At 66.0% G+C, this 2,770-nt stretch carries 5 protein-coding genes; 1 reads left to right on the forward strand and 4 read right to left on the reverse strand.

Annotated features, from left to right (window positions below; translation table 11 throughout):
- Window positions 1-142: response regulator transcription factor (locus CPE01_RS16185; RefSeq protein ID WP_146807836.1), on the forward strand; the 142-nt coding region annotated here is incomplete at its 5' end.
- 102 nt (window positions 143-244) lie between these two features.
- On the opposite strand, the gene CPE01_RS16190 is transcribed toward CPE01_RS16185, so the two are convergent.
- The 4 genes from CPE01_RS16190 to CPE01_RS16575 all read right to left on the reverse strand — a co-directional run.
- On the reverse strand, window positions 245-457 hold the full coding sequence (locus CPE01_RS16190) for a hypothetical protein (protein ID WP_146807837.1): 213 nt from the start codon (window positions 455-457) through the stop codon (window positions 245-247).
- A gap of 678 nt (window positions 458-1,135) precedes the next feature.
- Window positions 1,136-1,609 (reverse strand): hypothetical protein, encoded by a 474-nt coding sequence (locus CPE01_RS16195; RefSeq protein WP_146807838.1) that lies wholly within the window; start codon window positions 1,607-1,609, stop codon window positions 1,136-1,138.
- Between the two features lie 371 nt (window positions 1,610-1,980).
- Window positions 1,981-2,307, reverse strand: a complete 327-nt coding sequence (locus CPE01_RS16200; RefSeq protein ID WP_146807839.1) for a hypothetical protein — start codon at window positions 2,305-2,307, stop codon at window positions 1,981-1,983.
- On the reverse strand, window positions 2,304-2,770 hold a 467-nt coding region (locus CPE01_RS16575), incomplete at its 5' end, for a hypothetical protein (RefSeq protein ID WP_186811594.1). The genes CPE01_RS16575 and CPE01_RS16200, both read right to left, overlap by 4 nt.

Raw genomic sequence — 2,770 nt, forward strand, 5'->3', positions numbered from 1 at the left:
GGCCGTCGCCGACCAGCTCGGCGTCGGCGAGGCCACCGTCAAAGCCCACGTCCACGCCCTGCTCCGCAAGCTCGGCTGCACCACCCGCACCCAGCTCGTCGTGGCCGCCTACGAGTCAGGCCTCATCACCGTCGGCCACTAGCTCGGGCCGACGGGCAGCCGATCCGACCATCGGCCCATTGACGTCGGTCGAGCAGAGCAGCGGACGACGAGCCCTGCGACAGCCGGACGGGTGCCGAACCCCTCACCGTTCGACGGGCAAGAGTTCCTCGACGGGCCAGACCGCGAAGTCCTTCGGGCTGGCGCCGGCCAGCACTTCCGCCAGTTCCCGCCGCACCAGCAGCTGCCGAAAGCCGCTCATGCCATCGCCGAACCACTCGGGGCTCGCGACGACATCCGGCGCGTCCTTGCCCAGACAGGCTCGGATGCGGGGCAACTCCCCGTAGCCCAGAGGCATCCACTTCCAGATTCCACAGACGGGACACGGCGATCCCGGTAGGCCGTGGCGCGCCGTTGCCGCCGCCTCGAGCTCTCCACGGTCAAACCACGACTCGCCAGTAGCCGGGACCACGAGTTGCTAGGCGTCGCCCTTGGCCGATCCGCGCCATTCGACCGCTCGCAGCTCGACATTGAAGCGCGCACGAACTCGAGAAGCCAACTGGCTATCGACACAAATCGCCTCGTAGCGCCGATATGGCAGCCAGGCTCCGTGGACACTCATTCCGCGCCCTTGGAGCACGAGCGATCCGACCTGGGCGCGGTTGGGTACTCCGCATTTGGAGCACCACCCGTCTTCGCCGTACATGGGAGAACGACCAAAGGACGCCTCGGGCGAGGGCCAGCCTCGGTTTCGCTTCTCACGGAGCTCGACGTACTCGCTCACGACAATCCAATCGCTTGAAGCATCTCCGGGCACTCGGCGTGCTCTCGCGCCGCACCCAACGGCTCGGTGTACTGCTGGAGGACGCTACTCGCAGCCCACCTAGAGTTCGGGATCGCGGCCAGAGTCGTGCCGCGGGCTCGCCCACCAGCGCTAAGGCGATCAGACCGACGATCGTCCCCAAGCCAGACGGATCAGGGAAGTGTCACCGAGCGAGCGGGTTCCTCGTCAGACTGCTATGGGTGCAGGCGGCGCTCAGCCGTCCACCGGGTCCTCAATCTGACCATCGGGTCCGCCGCAGACGAGGAACATGACGCGATCATCCGACGACTCCGGCCCGCACGTCAGGACCGCAACTTTCGACCAGACCTGATCGCCGAGCCAGACGCTCGGCCACACGGTCACCCCCCGGCCGTCCGGCAGAGTCATCGTGAACCCTCCGTCCCACTCCCAGGTCGCCGGACCGGAGTAGAGCGACGGCTCTTCGTCCTCACACTCGGCGTCACCGCTCCACACCCGCACGTTTCGCAGCACCGCACTCTGATCCGGCTCAATCCTCACCCATGCGACGATCGACATGTCCCACACGCCTTCGCCTTCCCACTCCGCAGGAAGGCCCGATCGGATGTCGCGCCCAGACGAGCAAGCCGCGGCCGACGCCACGAGAGCAACGCTGAGGGCGAGGGCTATCGAACGCCGTGACCGCCGGCTTCTCATCGCGATGCTCATCGCATGGCTCCTGTCCAACCGAACATGTCTCAACTCTCGACCAGAAGGAAGCCAGAGAACTCGACCCGCGTCGGTGTCGCGGCACACGTCAGCCAGGGCCGCCGCGGCGACTGCCGTCGTTGGTGCTCGCCTTCACCGCACAGAACCCCGCCCTTGCGGCATGATCACCACTCACCCGGTGTCGGGTGATCCTGCAGCAGTCGCCCGCGTCGAAGGCCGCGCTGAACCTCGGCATCGCCGAACCCGAAGACGCCGTGATGGGTGTCGCAGGCGAACGTGAGCCCGAGATAGCAGGCACTGTAGTGCTCGCCCCAGAGGGCTCTCGGGCCGAGCCAACGTCCGGGGCGCGAGAGTGACGACGAGAAGCTGGCCTAGGACGTGAGGGCGAGCCATCCGATCTCCCCAATGTTCGGGTCGCGGCCCAGATCGCGCCAGGCGGACATTGCGACTGCGACCGCCGCATCCGCATCCCATGGATAGAAAAGCCCCGTGGCCTCGTCGAGGGTTCCGAGGGCTGCATCTCGACCTACCAATGCCTCTAGGACCGCCGCCGAGATGTCGCGTACGTCATTGTCGCTCACCTGAGGAAGGGCACGCCGAACGTGCCACGCGAGCACCCAAAGGCCCACATAGTCGTCGTCCAGCTCTCGGTAGATAGCAATCGCCACCGAGGCCGCTACAGTCAGTCTACTGGTCATGGGTTGTACTTTAGCTTCCTGATGTCGATGCCCGGAATGTTGAGGTCGATCGTTGCGGCCGTATTCGGGCTGCGCGACATCGACGTTCGCAGCTGGACGAATCCGCCATCGTTCGGCAGCGCGACTCGCGTCAACTTCGGCGTCTGCGCGACGACAGTTCCGCCGTGACTGAGTTGCTGGAACATGGCCTGGGCTTCCGGAAGACCTCCCGCAATCTCTCGGATGCCACTGTCCGTTCCCGCCTTGCCGATCGTCCGTCCGCCGGGCCGCAATAGGTCGTCAATCGAGCGACTTCGGCCAAACACCCGGCCGATGCGCGACCAGGCCTTTGTCGCCACGCTCTCTGCTTTCGAGAACCCAGCGAACAGCTTGGTTCCTGCGCGCATGCCGACTCGAATGCCGCCAAGCCCTCCGACAGCCATGAGCGCGATGTCGGGAGCCCAGTTGCCGATCTGGTACTCGG

The sequence above is a fragment of the Cellulomonas persica genome, assembly GCF_007989825.1.
Taxonomy (GTDB): domain Bacteria; phylum Actinomycetota; class Actinomycetes; order Actinomycetales; family Cellulomonadaceae; genus Cellulomonas; species Cellulomonas persica.

What these genes read in the sequence shown, in the direction of transcription:
- CPE01_RS16190 (WP_146807837.1), bottom strand. Translation starts at nt 457, where the DNA reads ATGCCTCTGGGCTACGGGGAGTTGCCCCGCATCCGAGCCTGTCTGGGC.
- CPE01_RS16195 (WP_146807838.1), bottom strand. Translation starts at nt 1,609, where the DNA reads ATGAGCATCGCGATGAGAAGCCGGCGGTCACGGCGTTCGATAGCCCTC.
- CPE01_RS16200 (WP_146807839.1), bottom strand. Translation starts at nt 2,307, where the DNA reads ATGACCAGTAGACTGACTGTAGCGGCCTCGGTGGCGATTGCTATCTAC.